Origin of the sequence: Aeromonas sobria, assembly GCF_000820145.1 — a bacterium.
GTDB classification, from domain to species: Bacteria; Pseudomonadota; Gammaproteobacteria; order Enterobacterales; family Aeromonadaceae; genus Aeromonas; species Aeromonas sobria.
Map to the genome: position 1 here is coordinate 12,524 of NZ_CDBW01000003.1, position 19,588 is coordinate 32,111.

Sequence of the window (19,588 nt, forward strand, 5' to 3'; positions counted from 1 at the left end):
GAAGGACGGGCCGCCGCCACTGGCGGTCCCGAGAGCAAGGGATAAACCCGTTATCAATCAAGACCCCCAGTGCAGGGGCCAGACTTGGAAGTCAAACATGAAAAATAAAATCAAATGGATAGGTGCTCTCTTTGTGCTGGTGAACGGATCCTGGGTCTGGGCGGCAAGCTTGCCCGCGGATCTCAAATGGGAAACCAACGACACGGATCCGGTATTCGCCTCTCCCAAGGCGCTGCCGGGCGGCAGCCTCAATATGTTTGTCGACAGCTTTCCGCTGACGTTCCGTACCGTGGGGCCTGACTCCAACGGTTCGTTCCGCTCCTTTATTCAGGACAACCAACTACGACTCATCAGCTTTCACCCCAATACCGGCAACCCCATCCCCTCGCTCGCGACCCACTGGGCCATCGCGCCAGACAGCCAGACCGTCTACTTCAAGCTGGATCCGCAGGCCAAATGGTCGGATGGCAAACCGGTCAATGCTGACGACTACACCTTCGGCTACGAGATGATGCGCTCAAAAGAAATCCGCGCCCCTTGGTACAACAACTACTACACCACCGAAGTGGTAGCGGTAGAGAAGATCGATGACCACACCATTATGGTCAAAACGGGCAACCGCAAGGCCAAGCTGGACCTGCTCAACACCACCGAGCTGTACCCTCAGCCCAAGCACTACTACAAGCTGACCCCCAACTGGGTGAAACAGTACAACTGGGCCGTGGTGCCCACCACAGGTCCCTACGTGATCAGCGACGTCAAGAAGGGCAAGTCGGTCACCTTCAGCAAGCAGAAGGATTGGTGGGCACAGAACTATCGCTACAACCAGCACAGATTCAATATCGATACCATCAAGGTGCAGGTGATCCGCGACCACAACATCGCCTTCCGCCACTTCCTGAAGGGGGAGATCGATACCTTCGAGATGATCCTGCCCAACTGGTGGCATGAAAAAGCGGTCACCCCGGAATACAAGAAGGGCTACGTGCAGAAGGTGATGGCCATGACCGACACCAAACAGGGGGCGCAGGGACTGCATCTCAATGTGGCCAACCCCAAGCTGGCAGATGTGAACGTACGCCTCGGCATCCAGCACGCCTTCAATATCGACAAGATGATCGAAACCGTGCTGCGCGGCGACTACGACAGAGCCACCACCTTCGGCTCGGGTTTTGGCGAGTTCACCGAGATGACGCTGCCGGAGCGGGCTTATGACATTGGCAAGGCGCGGGAGTATTTTGCCAAGGGCGGCTACAACAAGCCGGGGCCGGACGGCATCCTGCAAAATGAGAAGGGAGAGCGGCTGACGCTGGCGCTCACCTACACCAGTCAGGAGCACTCCAAGCGACTGACTGTGCTGAAAGAGGAGGCCAAGAAGGCGGGTCTGGATCTGGAGCTTAACCTAGTGGATGGCGCCACCGGCTTCAAAGCGATGCTGGAGAAGAAACACGAGGCAGCCTGGATGGGCTGGGCTGGCGGCGGTCTCTATCCGCAATATTGGGAATATTTCCACTCCGCCAACGCCAACAAGCCGCAGACCAACAACCTGTTCAACGTGGCTGACAAGGAGCTGGACGCGCTGATCGACGCCTACAACGTCGAATTCGACATGGCCAAACGGGCCAAGCTCTCCCAGCAGATCCAGCAGCGCATCTATGACCTCGCCATCTTCGTGCCCGGGGTGCAGCTCAACTATGTGCGGGCCAGCAGCTGGCGTTATGTGATGCTGCCGGAAGTGCCTGCCACCAAGAACACGCCGGATCTGCTCTACTGGCCGATGGACGGTTATCCTCACAGTAGTGGCGGTCTGCTCTGGCTCGATCCCAAGGTGAAAGAAGAGACCCGCAACGCCAAGGAGGCAGGGGAGGCGCTGGCGCCCATCAACCTGCTCGACAAGACCTATGCACGTCATTGATATTCAGGCCATTGCGAAGGGAGCAGCCGTTATGCCCAACACTCAGGCCCCCATTCTTGACGTACCGGATAACGGGGGGGAGTTCGCCGCTGATAGCGGCCAGCACCCAGCCTCGATCCTCGACGTACCGGATAACGGGGGGGAGTTCGCCGTTGATAACGGCCAGCACCAGGCCCCCATCCTTGAGGTAAGCGATCTCGAGGTGGAGTTCGCCGTCGATGACGGCAAGATCAAGGTGCTCGACGGGGTCAGCTTCAAGGTGGCACCGGGTCAGACGCTGGGGATCGTCGGCGAGTCTGGCTGTGGCAAGAGTGTCACTTCACTCGCCATCATGGGGCTGCTGCCCAAGCCCCACGGTCAGGTAGTCGCCGGTTCCATCCGCTTTCAGGGGGAGGAGCTGCTGTCGCTTGCGCCGGATCAGATGTACAAGGTGCGCGGCAACCGCATCTCGATGATCTTTCAGGAGCCGATGACGGCCCTCAACCCGGTGCAGACGGTCGGTGAGCAACTGATGGAGGTGTTTCGCCTCCATCGCCCCGAGTATGACAAGGCCCAGCGTAAAGCCGCAGCCATCGCCATGCTGCAGAAGGTGGGGATCCCGGAACCGGCCCAGCGCTTTGCGGTCTATCCCCACAACCTCTCCGGCGGTATGCGCCAACGGGTGATGATCGCCATGGCGCTCTCCTGCGAGCCAGACCTGCTGATTTGTGACGAGCCGACCACGGCGCTGGATGTCACCATTCAGGCCCAGATCCTCGAACTGATGAAAGAGCTACAGACCCAGACCGGGATGGCCATCATCTTTATCACCCACGATCTGGGGGTGGTGGCAGAGCTGTGCGACGAAGTGGTGGTGATGTACGCCGGCCGCGCGGTAGAGCAGGCCGATGTGTTCGAGCTGTTTGACCATCCCCGTCACCCCTATACCCACGGCTTGATGAGCTCGATCCCGCGCCTCGAGGATGAGCCCAAGAGCCTGCTCAAGACCATCAAGGGACAGGTGCCAGCCCTGCATGAGATGCCCGCTGGCTGCCGCTTCTCCAACCGCTGCCCCCATGCGACCGATCTCTGCATCAGCGCCATTCCGGCGGTGGAGCAACTCAATCCGCGCCACCATGTCGCCTGTCACTACTGGAAGGAGTTGACCGTATGAGCACTCTGTTATCGGTCAGGGATCTGAAACAGCACTTCCGGCTGGGAGGCGGGTTCCTGCGCAAGCAATATACGGTTCACGCGGTGGATGGTATCAGCTTCGACCTGAAACAGGGGGAGACGCTGGGGCTGGTGGGTGAGTCGGGCTGTGGCAAGTCCACCCTCGGACGCAGCCTGCTCAAACTGTTCGAGCCGACCGCAGGCACCATCACCTTCGAGGGGCGCGATATCACCGCCCTCAGCCCGAAGGAGATGCGCTCCCTGCGCCAAGAGATGCAGATGGTGTTTCAGGATCCTGCAGAATCCCTCAACAGCCGCCACACTGTGGGCCAAATTTTGGAGGAGCCCTTTATCATCCACGCTAAAGGCAACACTGAGCAGCGGCGCGGCTGGGTGCAAGAGTTGCTGGCAAAAGTGGGCCTGCCGGGCAGCGCGGTGGATCGCTACCCCCACGAGTTTTCCGGCGGTCAGCGCCAGCGTATCGGCATCGCCCGCGCCATCGCCCTCAAGCCCAAGCTGCTGGTGTGCGACGAGGCGGTCTCGGCCCTCGATGTCTCGGTGCAGTCGCAGATCGTCAACCTGCTGCTCAGCCTGCAGCGGGAGATGAACCTCTCCATCATCTTCATCGCCCACGATCTGTCGGTGGTTAAACACATCTCGGATCGGATTGCAGTGATGTATCTGGGACGGATCGTCGAACTGGCGGATGCCCAGTCGCTCTATCTGGCGCCGCGCCACCCTTACACCCAGGCGCTGATCTCTGCCATTCCGGTACCGGACCCGCGCAGGCGCAGCCAGCGCATTCTGCTGACCGGCGATGTGCCCTCCCCCATCTCGCCGCCAAGCGGCTGCCACTTCCACCAGCGCTGCCCCCATGCAACCGAGCTGTGCAAAAGCAAGGCGCCAAGGCTTGAGGCGCGTGATGAATCCCATCATCAGGTGGCCTGTCACACCCCGCTCGCCGTCGGTAGTCACGCCATCAGCGGCGACAGTAGGCTGGAGCAGGCGAGCTAGACGCAGCGAACAAACGCCAGGGTAGAAACAGACGAGGCGGCCATCAGGCCGCCTCGTGCTATCGGGTCACTCTTGTCTTATCGTGTCACGGCTGCCGCTCGTCAGGCGGCAATACCCCCGAGAATTTCGGATGTTAATAAGTAGTTAAACACCGTATTTGTAATGCCATACTTATGACGCGCTCAAAAAACATGGTATTCAGATGCACAAAGTCATTGCGTTATTAGTACTGGTGTTCAGCCTGGCTCCGAGTGCAAAGCCGCTTCGCTTTGTTGTACAACACTTTCCCCCTTACACCTTCAGTGACAATAACAATCAGCTCACTGGCGCATATGTCGAAATGGTGGAAGCTGCCTGCAAAGAATGGCCAGACGGATGCGACATCATTCAGTTGCCCAATCTGCGCGCTCGCAAGATGCTGCAAAAAGGCTTGGTTGATGGCATGTTTCCCTTGGCCAAAAACCAAGAACGCGCTCAAGAACTCTGGTTTAGCCGTCCCCTGAGTAGGGCTGCCTGGGGATTTTTTTCCCATGCAGATAACCCACAGACAAACCTGACCTTCAACGCTCTTTCCGGTGCCCGCGTTGGCGTGACAAAAAACTCATTTAGCGAATATTTGCTGCTAAAGCTTGATGAGCAACTCCAACTAAACGGGTCCAAACCATTGCGCATCGACGGAAACGTCACTGACTCGATGCGCAGTCTGGAAAAATTGCTGCGAAGCTCACGCTACCAGTTCTATTTTTCCAATATCGATGTAGCCCTCCACTATATGGAGCAAAGCGGTAACCACCAGCTCAAGTTATTGAAAATAAGTCACGTTGGTAACTACTACATAGCTTTCAATAAGCAGATGGTTAACCAGGAACAGCTGATGGCATTTAACAAGATCCTGGAGCGACTGGAAAAAGAAGGTGTCTTGCTTACGTGTAGAGTGCGCTGGGGAATATCATCTCCAATTAAAGATGACCATATGTCCCCCCTGTTCCACTGATATAAAGCCCGTCAGGCAATCTGGTAGCGGCCCGGCTTGTGGTTGAGTGTCAACACCAGATTACAGATAACCGCCGCCACGATGGAGAGCGCCAGGATCCAGGGCTGAACCACGAAAAACGAGGCGACAACAATGGCGCAATCGAGCCCCATCTGCAGCTTGCCCGCCCGGATGCCAAAGCGATCCTGAATAAAGAGCGCCAGAATGTTGAAGCCCCCCAGACTCGACTTGTGACGGAACATGATGAGCAGCCCCATGCCAATTAGGGTACCGCCGATCAGCGCCGCATAGAGAGGCTCTATCTTGCCGATCTGCAACACACCGTTGAGGTGATCGGTCATGTAGGAGACCGCCGCCACCGAGACAAAGGTGTTGAAGGTAAAACGTGGCCCCATCCGCAGCCATGCCAGCGCATAGAATGGCAGGTTGATGCCGAAAAACAGCAGGCCGAAGCTGATACCGGTCACCTTTTGCAGCAGCAGTGCCAGCCCGGCGGTCCCGCCGGTGAGCAGGCCAACCTGATGAAACAAAAAGATGCCAAGGGAAACAAAGCCGGCCGCCGTCAGCAGGGCCAGCACATCCTCATAAATAGGATGGGCAGTGCGAATCGAGGTGTTGTCCATAACCTGTATCCAAGCGAAGTAAAGAGAGAGAGTGTCTGTCGCCTGCCGTTGCGGGCGGGCTGCGAGCCCTGTCCACAGGGCTTCGTTATGGGGTCCAGTCTATTTTTTGTGAAAAGGATCACAACAGTCGGGCTGAACGCCCCATTCTGGTGCCTGTCATCTGGCATTGACACCCGCTGCACCAAGATGCAGCATGCCGCGGTTTAAGCGCGCCATCACTCCATTTACAGCACGAGGCACTTTTCATGAAGGTCACCATTTTTGGCACAGGCTATGTCGGGCTGGTGCAGGCCGCCGTTCTGGCCGAGGTGGGCCATCAGGTCTGCTGCGTGGATGTGGATGGCGAGCGGATCGCCGCCCTCAGGCTGGGGCAGATCCCCTTCTACGAGCCAGGGCTGGCCCCGCTGGTCGAGAGCCATCTGGCCAGCGGCCGCCTGAACTTTACGGTCGATCCCGCCATTGGCGTGGCACACGCCGACCTGCTGCTGATCGCCGTGGGCACCCCGGCTGACGAGGATGGTTCAGCCGATCTGCAACATGTGCTGGCGGTGGCCGACACCATAGGCCGACTGATGAGCCGCCCCAAGCTGGTGGTGACCAAGAGCACTGTGCCGGTCGGTACCACGCAGCAAGTAAGAGAACACATTGAGCTGCAGTTGGCCGCCCGTGGGCTGCCCCTCGCCTGCGAGGTGGCGGCCAATCCCGAGTTTCTCAAAGAGGGGGCGGCGGTCAACGACTGCATGCGGCCGGATCGCATCATCATCGGCTGTGACAGCGAGCGGGCGCTTGAGCCGTTGCGCGCCCTCTACGCCCCCTTCAACCGCAATCACGACCGGATCGTGGTGATGGATCTGCGCAGCGCCGAGCTCACCAAATACGCCGCCAACGCCATGCTGGCCACCAAGATCTCCTTTATGAACGAGATGGCGGCCCTCGCCGAGCAGCTGGGTGCCGATATCGAGGCGGTGCGGCAGGGAATGGGGGCCGATCCCCGCATCGGTTACCACTTTATCTACCCGGGCTGCGGCTACGGCGGCTCCTGCTTCCCCAAAGATATCAAGTCATTGCGCCATACCGCGGCGAGTGTCGGCTGCGACGCCCCGCTGCTGGCGGCGGTCGAGCAGGTCAACCTGCGCCAGCAACAGAAGATGGCGCAAACCCTGCTGACCCGCTTCGGCCCGGATCTGCGCGGCCGCACCTTCGCCCTGTGGGGACTGGCGTTCAAACCCGGCACCGACGACATGCGCGATGCGCCGAGCCGCCCGCTGCTGGCCGCCATCTGGGCCGCCGGTGGCCGAGTGCAGGCCTTTGATCCCAAGGCGATGGAGCGTGCCCATGAGATTTACGGCGAGCGGCCGGACCTGCAGCTCTGCCCCACTCAGGAGGCGGCACTGGAAGGGGCCGATGCCCTGCTCATCTGCACCGAGTGGCAGGCGTTTCGCGCCCCCGATTTCCAGCAGCTGAAGGCCTTGCTCAACCAGCCAGTCATCATCGATGGCCGCAACCTCTATGATCCGCGCCAGCTCAGCGAGATCGGGTTTGACTATCACGCCATCGGGCGGCCACATCTTCCCGCCCAAAAGCAGCCAGCCAACACCAGCTGCAACCAGGAGACCCAACCATGATCTATCTGGTCACCGGCGTCGCCGGCTTTATCGGTTTTCACGTGGCCAGCCAGCTATGCGCCGCAGGTCATCGGGTGGTGGGGATCGACAACCTCAACGACTACTACGAGGTGAGTCTGAAAGAGGCACGGCTGGCCCAACTGGCCAGTTTCCCCAATTTTCACTTCGAGCGGCTGGATCTGGCGGATCGCGAAGCCATAGCGACCCTGTTTGCCAACCACGGTTTCGAGCGGGTGATCCATCTGGGGGCGCAGGCGGGGGTGCGCTACTCCATCGACAATCCGTTCGCCTATGCCGACAGCAACCTCACCGGCATGCTGACGGTACTGGAAGGGTGTCGTCACCACGGGATCCAGCACCTGATCTACGCCTCCTCCAGCTCGGTCTATGGCATGGGGGAGCAGATGCCCTACTCCACCGCACAGCAAGTGGATCACCCCATCTCCCTCTACGCCGCCACCAAGAAGAGCTGCGAGTTGATGGCTCACTCCTACTCGGCGCTCTATGGTCTGCCCACCACCGGGTTGCGCTTCTTTACCGTCTACGGCCCCTGGGGCCGCCCCGACATGGCCATCATCAAGTTCACCCGCGCCATTCTGGCGGGCGAGCCTATCGATGTGTACAACCACGGCGATCTCAGCCGCGACTTCACCTACATAGATGACATCGTCGCGGGGATCCTCGCCGTAGCCGATCAGCTGCCCAGTGCCAATCCCCATTGGCAATCCGGAGCAAGCAACCCGGCCGAGAGCGCGGCCCCCTACCGCATCCTCAATATCGGCAACGGCCAGCCGGTACGGCTGCTCGATTTTATCGAGGCGCTGGAGGAGGCCATCGGCAAACCCGCCATCAAGCGGATGCTGCCGATGCAGGCAGGCGACATGCACGCCACTTGGGCCGACAGCGAGCCGCTGCACACCCTCACCGGTCTGCGCCCCGCCACGCCCCTCAAGCAGGGGGTTACCGAGTTCGTCCGCTGGTATCTCGACTACTACCGGCCAGCCTCCTGACGAGATCGGGGCCGCCCAAAGAGCCGAAATGACAACGACAAGTGTGATGACACCACGGATCGGCAGTGGCGCCGCGCGATATACTCGCCTCGAGCCACCCGGGAGCGACGCCCGACACCAGGCAAGCGATTCGCAGCCACGCCCCATGACCACAAGGAGCCACCCATGATCCGAACCCTGCTTTTGACCGGTGCCGCCATCGCGGCCTATGCCCTGCAACAGAGCCACTCTCTGCTTCCCCTGCTCAGCCTGCTGGCCCTGCTTTCGCTCTGGGTCGTGAGCGAAGTTGGCCAATTCTACCGTGACCTCCCCGATGCCAACACAGATGCCAACGCCGATGAGCAGGAGTATCACCACGACTTCTAACCGGATGAAAAAGGGTGTGAAACTATCGAGATGCCGTTAGTTCCATACCATTTTGCTCTCTGAAATCCCCGGGCTATAACAACAGGATCCACTAGGTTTGTGGCGATAACAGCCATGTTCCTCTATATCTTCTGTACTCAAACAGGAGATAACCCATGCGGGACATCAGCGAAAACGGACTGTTTTTGCTGCTTTTTTTGTCGTTGTTACTGGCAGGTACGCCGCGGGCGATGGCACAAGGCAGGGATTTCAGACAGGCCCCCAAGGCGCTGACGGCGCTCAAGCAGGGCCAGAACGCCCAACACAGCGGCAACCTGCAAAAGGCCATCGCCCTCTACTGTGTCGCCGCCAGCACCGGCAACCCTGAGGGGTATTTTCGGATCGGTCGCCTGCTCGCTACCGGCCCCGCTTCGGTACGCAGTGCCAAACTGGCCAACAGCTATCTCGCCATGGCGATGCGCCTGGGCAACCAACAGGCTGCCCGCTACTACAACGCCCGCATCGGCAATGCTCCGATGGGGGATCAGTGCGGCATCGGGATCCGTGGCGGTCAGGGTGGCTATCTGGCACAGATCCCCTCCACCCCCTTCAATGTCGACTCCTGGGTTGCCCGCCAGCCACCCGCCAAACAGAAACTGGTCTCCATGCTGCGTCACGCCGCCAAGCACCACAAAGTGGATGCCCGGCTGGTGCTGGCGATTGCCATCGCCGAATCCAATCTCAACAGCCGCGCCGTTTCACCCAAGAATGCCCAGGGGCTGATGCAGCTCATCCCCGAAACCCAGCAGCGATTCGGCGTCACCCAGCCATTCGATCCCGCCCAGAACATCAAGGGCGGCGTCACCTATCTCAAGTGGCTGGATCGCCGCTTCGATGGCGACTGGGTGCTGATCTCGGCGGCCTACAACGCAGGGGAAAAAGCGGTGGAGCGCTATGGCGGGATCCCGCCCTATGACGAAACCCGGCAGTATGTGAAACGGGTACTCTATTTCGCTGGCCACAAGTAACCCTGATGCAGTTATCGCCACCGGGGGAGCCAGATAAATCGCTCTAATCACAAAATGATTAATAAATTTGCGCAATCGTTTTCCTGCAAGTAGAATCCGGCGCTTTCCCGCAGCCCTGACAGGTAAAACATGAATTTCTTTAAATCCTTGGCGTGTCTGATCGCTCTGGTGAGCGCACCGCTATTTGCCGCCAATACGCCAAACACCCCTACCGCGCCCATCCTGATCCAGGGGGCCATGGAGGTGGAAGTGGACACCATGATCGCCGCCCTGCAAGAGAAGCAGGAGCTGACTGTCGGCGCATGGACATTCTGGCAGGGCACGCTGGCGGGCTATCCGGTGATTATCTCCCGCACCGAAGTGGGTCTGGCCAATGCAGCGGCAGCCACTACGCTGGCCATCGAACGCTTCAAGCCGCGCCTCATCATCAATCAGGGCACCTCAGGCGGTCATGACCCGGCACTCCATCGCGGCGATATCGTCATCGGTACCAAGAGCTTCAACATGGGAGCTTATCGCAGTGATTTTACCTCGGCAGATCAAGGGATTGACTCGCGTAAATGGCACAACTTCGATGTGACCATGCGGCTGCGCGACAACGGCAAACTGGTAGAACACACCTCGTTTGCTGGCGACCCCGAGCTGGTTGGCCGCGCCCTGGGTATGGCTGACCGTTATCAACACGGTCGCGTGGTGGCAGGTATCATCGGCACTGCCGACGAGTGGAACCGCCAGGTGGCGCGTATCAACTGGCTGCACCAGACCTACAACACCGCCACAGAGGAGATGGAAACCTCTGCTGCCGCACTGGTCGCCGAAGCCTACAAGGTCCCCTTTGTCGGGATCCGGGTGCTCTCCAACACCGATCTCCATGGTGAGGAGTTCGATCCGAAAACGGCTATCCACTGCCAGCAATTCGTCATCGACTACACCAAGGCCCTGATCAACAGCTTTAACAAGGCTTGATAGTGCCAAAGAGGCCGCTGCAATGGCGGCCTCTCTCTCTTGCCCCCCCCCAGCCTCAACCAGACCGCCATCCTCCATACGCCTCTCAAGTCAGTCAGCAACCATCATCAACAGACAGCCACCTTGCGCCCGTAGTGGCGGTAATACCCCACCAGATTGCTGACCAGAAACAGCCCCTCCATCAGTGCCGCCACCGGTGAGCCCACCAGCAGGTTGTTGGCCAACCAGCAGAGGGTGCCGAGCAGCATCCAGCGCCGCAGCAGACGATCATCCTGGCAGAAGGCCGCCCGGGTTTGCAGCAGACTGCCCAACAGGCCAAGCAGCGCCAGCGGCCCCTGATAGGTCGCCAGCACGGCCGCACAGGCCAACCCCATGAAAAACCACATCAAGATGCTGCGAACCAGCCAGATACTGACCAGAAAGCGCACGCTGGCCAACAGCAACAGGCTGGCGGCTGACCACTGCCCGAGCAGGGCAAAGTGACCGGCATTGAGCACGCAGGAGAGGGCCAGACAGGCCAATATCCCCCGACGATCCCGCAATTGAAAAGAGGCCAGGTCAAGCAGCAGCGCCACACTCACCACCAGTTGCGACCACAGAAACAGCGACATCATCCACACCTCATCCTTCGTTTGGATGGCGCAGCATGAAGTGGCAACCAGCAGACGGCATTAACCCGTGTTAATGCGGCGGCGGATCCGCGACAGGGTGACCGGGCTGATACCGATGTAGTTGGCGAGCTGCACCTGAGTGAGCCGCGCTGGCCAGTGAGGGAAGGTGTGGCAGAGCTCCCGATAGCGATCCTCGGGGGAGTGCAGCAACAAAAAAGCCTCCTTGCGCTCCTTGTAACCCAGTTGCTGGCGCAACAGGGCCATGCAGACTGGCTGCCAGGCGGGCTCATCCAGAAGGGCGAGCGGCACCCGCACCACTTGCAGTTCCGTCAGCGCCTCCAGCTGATAGCGAGCTGGCGACCCCGTGAGCCAGCTGTCATAAAGCAGGCAGAGCTCCCCTTCGAAATAGAACTCCTTGCAGCGCTCCTGGCCATCCCGGGTGTAGTGGCAGGCACGGGCGATGCCCGCTTCGATATAAAACGCCGAATCCTGCTCCGCCCCTTGCGCCAACAGCGCCTGACCGGCGTGCAACGTCAGTCGTGGCAAGCGCAGGCAGAGGGATGCGCTCAGCGCGGCATCCAATCCCATGGCACAGAGAAAGGCGGCCAGAGTGGGTGCCTGAGGGGATGGGGTCATGATGGCTCCGGGGCAAAACAGCAGCCCACATCATGCCAAGATTGCACGGCTGATGCAGCAAGACGTGACCGCGGCGGCAAAGGGGAGCGCCAACCGGGCGCCACCTTTGCCCACCCCTGTCCATTGGTTTACAATCGACGGGTTTTTTGGAACCGGGTTGACGGCGTGTCGACCTGGCCCCACCACGACATCAGTCTGTTAGTGCCAAGACATTAACCTGCTGAAAAGGAAGAGAATTAGCCAATGGCTCAATTTATTTACACCATGAACAGGGTTGGCAAGGTTGTGCCGCCCAAGCGTCATATCCTCAAGAACATCTCCTTGAGCTTCTTCCCGGGCGCCAAGATCGGCGTACTGGGTCTCAACGGTGCCGGTAAGTCCACCCTGCTGCGCATCATGGCGGGCATCGACACCGATATTGAAGGGGAAGCCCGTCCGCAACCCGGCATCAAGATCGGCTACCTGCCCCAGGAGCCCAAGCTGGATCCGGAGCAGACCGTGCGCGAAGCGGTCGAAGAGGCGATCGGCGAGGTGAAGCGCGCCATGGCCCGTCTCGACGAGGTCTATGCGGCCTACGCCGATCCGGATGCGGATTTTGACAAACTGGCCCGCGAACAGGGCGAGCTGGAAGCCATCATCCAGGCTCAGGGTGGCCATAACATGGAAAACCAGCTGGAGCGTGCGGCCGATGCCCTGCGCCTGCCAGCCTGGGACGCCAAGATCCAGCACCTCTCCGGTGGTGAGCGCCGCCGTGTGGCGCTGTGCCGTCTGCTGCTGGAAAAGCCGGACATGCTGCTGCTGGACGAACCGACCAACCACTTGGATGCGGAATCCGTGGCCTGGCTGGAGCGCTTCCTGCACGACTACGAAGGCACTGTGGTCGCCATCACCCACGACCGTTACTTCCTCGACAACGTAGCGGGCTGGATCCTGGAGCTGGACCGCGGCGAGGGTATCCCGTGGGAAGGCAACTACTCCTCCTGGCTGGAACAGAAGGACGCCCGTCTGGCGCAGGAAGCAAGTTCCGAAGCGGCCCGTCGCAAGTCCATCGAGAAAGAGCTGGAGTGGGTGCGTCAAAACCCGAAAGGCCGTCAGGCCAAGTCCAAAGCCCGTATGGCTCGCTTCGAAGAGCTCAACACCAACGACTACCAGAAGCGCAACGAGACCAACGAGCTGTTCATTCCGCCCGGACCGCGCCTCGGCGACAAGGTGCTGGAAGTGGCCAACCTGCGCAAATCCTACGGTGATCGGGTGTTGATCGACGATCTGTCGTTTGCCATTCCGAAGGGGGCCATCGTCGGCATTATCGGTCCTAACGGTGCCGGTAAATCGACCCTGTTCCGCATGATGTCGGGTCAGGAGCAGCCGGATTCCGGCGCCATCACCCTGGGTGAAACCGTGGTGCTGGCTTCCGTGGATCAGTTCCGCGACAGCATGGATGACAAGAAGACGGTATTCGAAGAGGTCGCTGACGGTCAGGATATCCTGCGCATCGGCAACTACGAGTTCCCGAGCCGCGCCTATATCGGCCGCTTCAACTTCAAGGGTTCCGACCAGCAGAAGCGGGTTGGCGAACTCTCCGGTGGTGAGCGTGGTCGTCTGCATCTGGCCAAGCTGCTGCAGACCGGCGGCAACGTGCTGCTGCTGGATGAACCGACCAACGATCTGGATATCGAAACCCTGCGCGCCCTCGAGAACGCCCTGCTGGAGTTCCCGGGTTGTGCCATGGTCATCTCCCACGACCGCTGGTTCCTCGACCGTATTGCCACTCACATTCTGGATTATCAGGACGAGGGTAATATTGCCTTCTTCGAAGGTAACTTTACCGAATACGAAGAGTGGAAGAAGAAGACCTACGGCGCCGAGGCGATCCAGCCCCATCGCGCCAAGTACAAGCGCATCACCAAATAAGGCTGACTGCGTCGTGTTAAGGGGAGCTTCGGCTCCCCTTTCTATTTCCTTTTAGCTTACAATCCAAGACGGATGCCTTTGCATGGATGTAGCAAGATGACGACCCCCATAGAGAAAAAACTGACCATCCAGATCCGGGTTGAACCGGGTTGCCTCGGGCCGGATGGCAAGGAGCACATAGAGACCTTCTGTGCCGCTGCCGCCAAGATTTTTGCCGCCGTGGATCCCGAGCTGGTGAGCTGGATGCTGCTCCCCCGCTACGACAAGCAGCTGCCGGAGCAGGAGTTCTTTATCGAGGGGCGCAAGCTGACCGAAGAGCAGGCCAGCCTGTTTCTGCGCCGCTTCGGCCGCGAACTCGGTGAGGTACAAGACCGGCTCGACTCGGTACTGGCCCAACTGGTGGAGCGTTACTTCAAAACCCTCTAATACCCGATTTTGGCTTCCGATAAAACATTCTCGATAGCAAGTTGTTGATAAAAGGTTCTCTGGTGAGAACCTTTTTTGCTGTTCAAAAAGCAAACGTTTTAATTTTTACCCTATTCATTGATCTGCCTCGCAGATCCAGGGTTTGTAAACGGCGCCGCCTGTGTAAAAATGTGCGCACTGTCACGGTATCAGGACGAGCTTGGTTACTTAACCACCAAGATCAGGGCAATTTACCCCGCATGGATGGAATAGCCCGGTCCCCTGCTGCTTATTTCACGTCACCTATTGGAATCCAACATGAACCAACAACACCAAGCTGCCAACCAGGCCGCCGGGCAAGGATTGCTTGAGCGCCTGTTTGCCCTGCAAGGCCATGGCACCAATGCCCGCACCGAAGTGATCGCCGGCATCACCACCTTTCTGACCATGGTCTATATCGTGTTCGTCAACCCGCAGATCCTCTCTGCTGCGGGCATGGACACCCAGGCGGTGTTCGTCACCACCTGCCTCATTGCCGGTATCGGCAGCATCCTGATGGGCCTGTTGGCCAACCTGCCCATCGCCCTGGCCCCCGCCATGGGCCTCAACGCCTTCTTCGCCTTCGTGGTAGTCGCCGGTATGGGTTACTCCTGGCAAGTGGGCATGGGCACCATCTTCTGGGGTGCCATGGGTCTGCTGATCCTCACCCTGCTGCGGGTGCGCTACTGGCTGATCGGCAACATCCCGCTCACCCTGCGGGTCGGCATCACCGCCGGTATCGGTCTGCTGATCGCCCTGCTCGGCCTGCACAACGCCGGGATCGTGGTCGCTAGCCCCGCAACTATGGTGACCGTGGGCAACCTCACCTCCCTGCCCTGCCTGCTGGGGCTGCTTGGCTTCTTTATCATCTGTATCTTCTCCGCCCGTGGCGTCCACTCTGCCGTGTTGATCGCCATTGTGGTCACCACGGGTCTGGGCTGGCTGTTTGGCGATGTCACCTTCAAGGGCTTTGTCTCCATGCCCCCCAGCATAGAGCCGGTGTTCGGCCAGCTGGATCTGATGGGATCGCTGGATATCAGCCTCGCCGGGATCATCTTCTCCTTTATGCTGGTCAACCTGTTCGACTCTTCCGGCACCCTGATTGGCGTCACCAACCGCGCCAAGCTGGCCGATGATCGCGGCCACTTCCCGCGCATGAAACAGGCGCTGATGGTCGATAGCGTCAGCTCCGTCGGCGGCGCTTTCATGGGTACCTCCTCGGTCACCGCCTTTATCGAGAGCAGCTCCGGCGTCGCCGTCGGCGGTCGCACCGGCCTCACTGCTATCGTGGCTGGCGTCCTGTTCCTGCTGGCGATCTTCTTCTCCCCGGTTGCTGCCATGGTGCCGGCCTATGCCGCCGCTGGCGCCCTCATCTACGTGGGCGTGCTGATGTGCTCCGAGCTGACCCGGGTGAAGTGGGAAGATCTGACCGAAGCGGTACCGGCCTTCATGACCGCCGTCATGATGCCGTTCAGCTTCTCCATCACCGAGGGGATCGCCATCGGCTTTATCTCCTACTGCGTGATGAAGGCTGGCACCGGCCGCTGGCGCGAGATCAACCCCTGCGTGCTGGTGGTTGCCCTGCTGTTCGTGCTCAAGTTCGTCTGGGTCGACAGCCACTAAGCCGCTGTTCCACCAATAAAATGGGCCTCCGATATCGGGGGCCCATTTTTATAACCGGGGTTAAAAAGGGTGGCAGCGCAACGCTCACCCCGTCAGGTAAAACTGTTAACATGGCTGTCGATATCCAGAAAATGTCCATCACCATCCAGCAAGGAGCCAGGATGCAGAACAGAGAAGAGCAGTTTCAATTCGAGATCAGTGACGACAAGGGTCGGCTCGACCTGCCGCTGATCCACCGCTTTTTATCGGAAGAGGCCTACTGGTGCCGGGGCATTCCCCACAGCACTGTGGTGCGGGCCATCAACCACTCCCTCTGCGTTGGCGGCTATGTCGACGGTCAGCAGGTCGCCTTCGCCCGGGTCATCACCGACAAGGCCACCTTCGGCTATCTGGCCGATGTATTCGTGCTGCCTGAGTATCGCGGCCGCGGCTACAGCAAGGCGCTGATGGCGGCCATTGTCGACCATCCCGAGCTGCAGGGATTGCGGCGTCTCGCCCTCGCCACCTCCGATGCCCACGGCCTCTATGCCGGTTTTGGCTTTGCGCCGCCCGCTAACCCGGACAGCCTGATGGAGATCTACCACCCCGCCATCTACCAGCGCACCTGAATGGCTGGCAGCCAATAATTCCCGCCGGATCATGCTTCTCGTCCCTGCGCTGTGACGCGGGGGCCTGACAGTGCTAGATTGGCAGCCACCATTTTGAACCGGCAGTTTCGTTAACCCCGTATCGTTAACCACCTGTCGTGAACCACAAGGACGGCAACCGTGGCCCAGCATTTTGCTTCTCCCTCAGCATCAATCTCCGCATCAATCTCCCCATCTATCACCGCTTTCCCGCCCTTGCTGCAAGAACAGGCCGAACGCCAGTGGCAGCGGCTGGTCGAGCTGGCCCCTGACTATGGCAACCAGCCCGAGCCGGTGCGCAACACTCTGCTGACCCTGCTTGGCCTCTCCGATTTTGTCGCCGACTCTCTCTTCAAACAGCCGGAATTGCTGACCGAACTGCTCGCCTCCGGAGATCTGGATCGGGCCGAACGCTGGCCCGCCTACCAGCAGGATTTGACCGCCCTGCTCGCCGAGGTGAGTGATGAAGAGGCGCTCAAGCGCATCCTGCGCCAGTTCCGCCGCAGCCGCATGCTGGTGATCGCCTGGCGCGAGCTGCTGGGCCATTCCGCGGTGGAAGAGAGCTTTATCCATCTGACCAAACTGGCGGATGCCCTCATCTGCTCAGCCCGCGACTGGCTCTACGCCAAACAGTGCAGCGAGCTGGGCACCCCGATGGATGGCGACGGCAACCCGCAGCCGCTGCTGATCCTCGGCATGGGCAAGCTCGGCGGTGGCGAGCTCAACTTCTCCTCGGACATCGATCTTATCTTCACCTTCCCCGAGAACGGCTACACGGTCGGCGGACGGCGGGAACTCGCCAATCAGCCCTTCTTCATCAAGCTCGGCCAGCGCATCATCAACGCCCTCCACCAGCCGACTCAGGATGGTCAGGTGTTCCGGGTCGATATGCGGCTGCGTCCCTTTGGCGATGCGGGGCCGCTCGCCATCTCCTTTGCCGCCATGGAGGATTACTACCAGCACCACGGTCGCAACTGGGAGCGCTACGCCATGGTCAAGGCGCGGGTACTGGGGCCCCAGTGCGAGCACGCGGTGGAGCTGGCCGAGATGCTGCGCCCCTTCGTGTTTCGCCGCTATATCGACTTCGGCGTCATCGATGGCCTGCGCCAGATGAAGGCGATGATCGCCGCCGAGGTGCGCCGCAAGGGGCTTGAGGGCAACATCAAGCTGGGCGCCGGTGGCATCCGTGAAGTGGAGTTTATCGCCCAGGCGCTGCAACTCATTCGCGGTGGTCGTGAACCGGCGCTGCGAGTGCGTCATCTGCCGGAGGCGCTGGCCGCCATCGCCCAGTGCGGCGCCCTCGAATCAACCCATTGCGACCGCCTGCTGGATGCCTATCGCTTCCTGCGCCGGGTCGAAAACATCCTGCAGGAGATCGGCGATCAGCAGACCCAGACCCTGCCGACCGAAGAGCGGGATCGCCAGCGGCTGATCGCCGCTCTGGGTTTTGCCAACTGGGACGCCTTTATGGCTCATCTGGATGAGGAGATGGCCGCCGTCCACCAAGAGTTCGCCGCCGTGGTGGGGGAAGAGAAAGAGGCCCCCGCCCATCTGGAGCAGCTCTGGCTCGATCTGTGGCGCACCGAGCTAGATGCCGCCGAGCTGGAAAAACTGCTGACCACGCAGGGGGTGGCAGAGCCCGCCCCGCTCTGCGCCGCGCTGCTGCGCTTCAAGGAGGAGTACAAGCGCCGTCAGGTGGGCCCGCAGGGGCGCATCGCGCTGGACTGGTTGATGCCGGAGCTGCTGCGGTTGGTGGTGGCCAGCGAGCAACCCGCCCGCCTGTTCGAGCGGGTGTGCGCGCTGCTGACCCGCATCTTCACCCGCAGCGCCTATCTGCAACTGCTGGCGGAAAACCCGGCTGCATTGCGCCAGCTGGTGCGGCTGTGCGATGCCAGCCATCTGGTGAGCGAACAGCTGGCCCGCTACCCCATCCTGCTGGACGAGCTGCTCGATCCCCAACACCTCTACCACCCCACCCCGCTCGATCAGTACAAGCCCCAGCTGCGCCAGTTCCTGCTGCGCATCCCCGAAGAGGACGTGGAGCAGCAGATGGAGGCGCTGCGCCAGTTCAAGCAGGTGCAGCTGCTGCGCATCGTGGCGGCCGACATCGCCGGCGCCCTGCCGCTGATGAAGGTGAGCGACCACCTCACCTGGCTGGCGGAGGCGATCACCGAAGAGGTGGTCAATCAGGCGTGGGCCCAGATGAGCGAGCGCTACGGGGTGCCGCCCGAGGTGGCGGTGAGCGGCCAGCGCGGCTTTGCGGTGGTGGCCTATGGCAAGCTGGGCGGTATCGAGCTCGGCTACGGCTCCGATCTCGATCTGGTGTTCCTGCACGGTGGCGACCCCAACAGCTACACCGACGGCCGCAAGCCCATCGACAGCCGCCAGTTCTACCTGCGCCTGGCCCAACGGATCCTGCACCTGTTCAGCACCCGTACCCCGTCCGGCATCCTCTACGAGATCGATATGCGACTGCGCCCCTCCGGCGACTCCGGCCTGCTGGTGTCGTCGCTGTCGGCCTATGAGCAATACCAGCAAAACGAGGCGTGGACCTGGGAGCATCAGGCACTGGTGCGGGCCCGCCCTATCTATGGCGATGACGCCATCGTCGCCGAGTTTGCCCGCATCCGCCGCGATGTGTTGGCCAAGGAGCGGGAGCTGCCGACTTTGGCCCGCGAGGTGCGCGAGATGCGCCACAAGATGCGGGATCACCTGCTCAAAGCGGGCGCAGGGGAGTTCGACCTCAAGCAATCCGCCGGTGGCATGGTGGATATCGAGTTTATCGCCCAGTATCTGGTGCTGGCCTACGCAGCTAGCGAACCGGATGCCCTCACCCGCTGGTCCGATAACGTGCGCATCTTCGATGAGTGCGTGATGGCGGGGGTACTGACGCTGGAGCAGGCTGAGGGGCTCAAGCACGCCTATCTGGAGATCCGCAACCTCGGTCATCGCCTCAACCTCTCGGAGATCTCCCGCAAGGTGAGCGACGATCAGCTGCAGAACGAACGCAGCCATGTGCTCGGCGTCTGGCAAAAGCTGCTGGGGGAGTAATTCCCGCCGACAGC

At 60.4% G+C, this 19,588-nt stretch carries 17 protein-coding genes; 14 read left to right on the forward strand and 3 right to left on the reverse strand.

Going from position 1 to position 19,588, the window contains the following annotated elements:
- Window positions 1–97: 97 nt before the first annotated feature.
- The 4 genes from BN1135_RS00795 to BN1135_RS00810 all read left to right on the forward strand — a co-directional run bounded on the left by BN1135_RS00795 (window position 98) and on the right by BN1135_RS00810 (window position 5,075).
- On the forward strand, window positions 98–1,915 hold the full coding sequence (locus BN1135_RS00795; RefSeq protein ID WP_042018096.1) for an extracellular solute-binding protein: 1,818 nt from the start codon (window positions 98–100) through the stop codon (window positions 1,913–1,915).
- Between the two features lie 31 nt (window positions 1,916–1,946).
- A complete protein-coding gene (locus BN1135_RS00800) occupies window positions 1,947–3,068 on the forward strand; it encodes an ABC transporter ATP-binding protein (RefSeq protein WP_223290083.1) in 1,122 nt (373 codons plus the stop codon).
- Entirely contained in the window at window positions 3,065–4,081 is a 1,017-nt protein-coding gene (locus BN1135_RS00805) for an ABC transporter ATP-binding protein (RefSeq protein WP_042018097.1), read from the forward strand. The genes BN1135_RS00800 and BN1135_RS00805 overlap by 4 nt, the downstream gene beginning before the upstream one ends.
- A 202-nt stretch (window positions 4,082–4,283) precedes the next feature.
- Complete coding sequence (locus BN1135_RS00810) at window positions 4,284–5,075, forward strand: substrate-binding periplasmic protein (RefSeq protein WP_042018098.1); 792 nt, start codon at window positions 4,284–4,286, stop codon at window positions 5,073–5,075.
- Window positions 5,076–5,086: 11 nt separating this feature from the next.
- Here the strand turns inward: BN1135_RS00810 and BN1135_RS00815 are convergent, their stop codons facing one another.
- Window positions 5,087–5,698 (reverse strand): YitT family protein, encoded by a 612-nt coding sequence (locus tag BN1135_RS00815; protein ID WP_005349421.1) that lies wholly within the window; start codon window positions 5,696–5,698, stop codon window positions 5,087–5,089.
- A gap of 245 nt (window positions 5,699–5,943) precedes the next feature.
- Between BN1135_RS00815 and BN1135_RS00820 the strand changes: the two genes are divergently transcribed.
- From BN1135_RS00820 to BN1135_RS00840, 5 genes are all read left to right on the forward strand, one after another.
- Entirely contained in the window at window positions 5,944–7,323 is a 1,380-nt protein-coding gene (locus tag BN1135_RS00820; protein WP_042018099.1) for a UDP-glucose dehydrogenase family protein, read from the forward strand.
- Window positions 7,320–8,333: an NAD-dependent epimerase gene (locus BN1135_RS00825; protein WP_042018100.1), complete on the forward strand. Its 1,014-nt coding sequence runs from the start codon at window positions 7,320–7,322 to the stop codon at window positions 8,331–8,333. Before BN1135_RS00820 ends, BN1135_RS00825 begins: the two co-directional genes overlap by 4 nt.
- A gap of 165 nt (window positions 8,334–8,498) precedes the next feature.
- Window positions 8,499–8,699, forward strand: a complete 201-nt coding sequence (locus tag BN1135_RS00830; protein ID WP_042018101.1) for a hypothetical protein — start codon at window positions 8,499–8,501, stop codon at window positions 8,697–8,699.
- A gap of 155 nt (window positions 8,700–8,854) precedes the next feature.
- Complete coding sequence (locus BN1135_RS00835; protein WP_042018102.1) at window positions 8,855–9,706, forward strand: lytic transglycosylase domain-containing protein; 852 nt, start codon at window positions 8,855–8,857, stop codon at window positions 9,704–9,706.
- Between the two features lie 129 nt (window positions 9,707–9,835).
- Complete coding sequence (locus BN1135_RS00840; protein ID WP_042018103.1) at window positions 9,836–10,672, forward strand: phosphorylase family protein; 837 nt, start codon at window positions 9,836–9,838, stop codon at window positions 10,670–10,672.
- 107 nt (window positions 10,673–10,779) lie between these two features.
- On the opposite strand, the gene BN1135_RS00845 is transcribed toward BN1135_RS00840, so the two are convergent.
- Both BN1135_RS00845 and BN1135_RS00850 read right to left on the reverse strand, forming a co-directional pair.
- A complete protein-coding gene (locus BN1135_RS00845; protein WP_042018105.1) occupies window positions 10,780–11,286 on the reverse strand; it encodes a YgjV family protein in 507 nt (168 codons plus the stop codon).
- A 57-nt stretch (window positions 11,287–11,343) separates the two neighbouring features.
- Window positions 11,344–11,919, reverse strand: a complete 576-nt coding sequence (locus BN1135_RS00850) for a Crp/Fnr family transcriptional regulator (protein WP_042018106.1) — start codon at window positions 11,917–11,919, stop codon at window positions 11,344–11,346.
- A 243-nt stretch (window positions 11,920–12,162) separates the two neighbouring features.
- Here BN1135_RS00850 and ettA point away from each other — a divergent pair, with 243 nt between their 5' ends.
- From ettA to glnE, 5 genes are all read left to right on the forward strand, one after another.
- Window positions 12,163–13,830, forward strand: a complete 1,668-nt coding sequence (gene ettA, locus BN1135_RS00855) for an energy-dependent translational throttle protein EttA (RefSeq protein ID WP_042018107.1) — start codon at window positions 12,163–12,165, stop codon at window positions 13,828–13,830.
- A 96-nt stretch (window positions 13,831–13,926) separates the two neighbouring features.
- Window positions 13,927–14,256, forward strand: coding sequence for a hypothetical protein (locus tag BN1135_RS00860; RefSeq protein ID WP_042018109.1), 330 nt, complete (start codon window positions 13,927–13,929; stop codon window positions 14,254–14,256).
- A 297-nt stretch (window positions 14,257–14,553) separates the two neighbouring features.
- Window positions 14,554–15,897 (forward strand): NCS2 family permease, encoded by a 1,344-nt coding sequence (locus tag BN1135_RS00865; RefSeq protein WP_042018111.1) that lies wholly within the window; start codon window positions 14,554–14,556, stop codon window positions 15,895–15,897.
- A 161-nt stretch (window positions 15,898–16,058) separates the two neighbouring features.
- Window positions 16,059–16,505 carry a GNAT family N-acetyltransferase gene (locus BN1135_RS00870; protein ID WP_042018112.1) on the forward strand — a complete coding sequence of 149 codons (447 nt, stop codon included), beginning with the start codon at window positions 16,059–16,061 and terminating at the stop codon, window positions 16,503–16,505.
- 159 nt (window positions 16,506–16,664) lie between these two features.
- Window positions 16,665–19,574: a bifunctional [glutamate--ammonia ligase]-adenylyl-L-tyrosine phosphorylase/[glutamate--ammonia-ligase] adenylyltransferase gene (glnE, locus tag BN1135_RS00875; RefSeq protein ID WP_042018113.1), complete on the forward strand. Its 2,910-nt coding sequence runs from the start codon at window positions 16,665–16,667 to the stop codon at window positions 19,572–19,574.
- Window positions 19,575–19,588: the final 14 nt, after the last annotated feature.